The following is a 959-nucleotide window of genomic DNA, read 5'->3' as shown; positions in this document are numbered from 1 at the left end:
AGCGGCGGGCTTTCGGGCTTATGACGCGGGCAGGAAGGTCAAGGGCCGCAAGCGCCATATCGTGACTGATACCTGCGGCTTCCTGATCTTTCTCCTCGTTCATGCCGCCGACATCCAGGACCGTGATGGGGAGGTTGATGTCCTGGCGGCAATACGCAGGCGCTTTCCCTGGCTGCGCCACATCTTCGCTGATGGCGGCTATGCTGGCGACAAATTGCGATCCGCGCTCGCCTCCATGGGAAAATGGACGATCGAAATCATCAGGCGGCCCGATACGGCGAAGGGCTTTCAGATCCTGCCGCGCCGCTGGGTGGTTGAACGGACATTCGCCTGGCTGGGACGGTGCAGGCGGCTCGCCAAAGATTGGGAAAAGTCCATTGCTTCTTCAACCGCATGGACATTGATCGCCTCGATCCGCATGCTCACACGACGGACAGCAAGGCATTATCAAGCTTGAAAAACTTTCGGATCGGGCTCTGAGTGTCTGACCGAAAATGAGTTGAGTGATTTCAGTGAGTTATGATTCATGGGTCTGCGAGAACCTGATGAGATCAAGATGGCCTGGACTGAAATCACCCGAGCGCAGTATCAAAGGGACGACCTGGAATATGCAAGCGACCTGCGCGATGCGGAGTGGGCGCTGATTGAGCCGCTGATGCCCGAGAAGAAACGGCTGGGCAGACCACGACGTACGGATTTGCGCCGGGTCATGGAGGCGATCCTCTATATCGTCACGACCGGCTGCCAATGGCGGCAGTTGCCCCGGCACTTTCCGGCCTTCACGACCGTACAGGGCTATTTCTACCGTTGGATCCGCGAGGGAAGATGGGAATCCATGAACCATATTCTAGAGGTGGTCCCGTCCGTTCGGACAGTTTTGCGGGCTTGATAAGCTATACCCGGTTGTTGTTATGCCGCCCTTCTGACGGCGTTGCTGTTGGCCATCTGGTCCGGGGTTA

The 959-nt window shown here is 57.5% G+C and carries 1 protein-coding gene and 1 pseudogene; both read left to right on the top strand.

The features are described 5' to 3' along the window. A partial coding sequence (locus GOB87_RS16470; RefSeq protein WP_166319189.1) for an IS5 family transposase occupies window positions 1-457 on the top strand: 457 nt, incomplete at its 5' end. 99 nt (window positions 458-556) lie between these two features. After that, window positions 557-859: pseudogene (locus GOB87_RS16465) on the top strand (transposase); the annotation flags it as partial. Window positions 860-959 lie beyond the last annotated feature (100 nt).

The organism is Acetobacter estunensis (genome assembly GCF_011516945.1).
Taxonomy (GTDB): Bacteria; Pseudomonadota; Alphaproteobacteria; order Acetobacterales; family Acetobacteraceae; genus Acetobacter; species Acetobacter estunensis.
The sequence above is the reverse complement of the archived record's forward strand: the minus strand, read 5'-3'. Positions and strand labels throughout refer to the sequence as shown.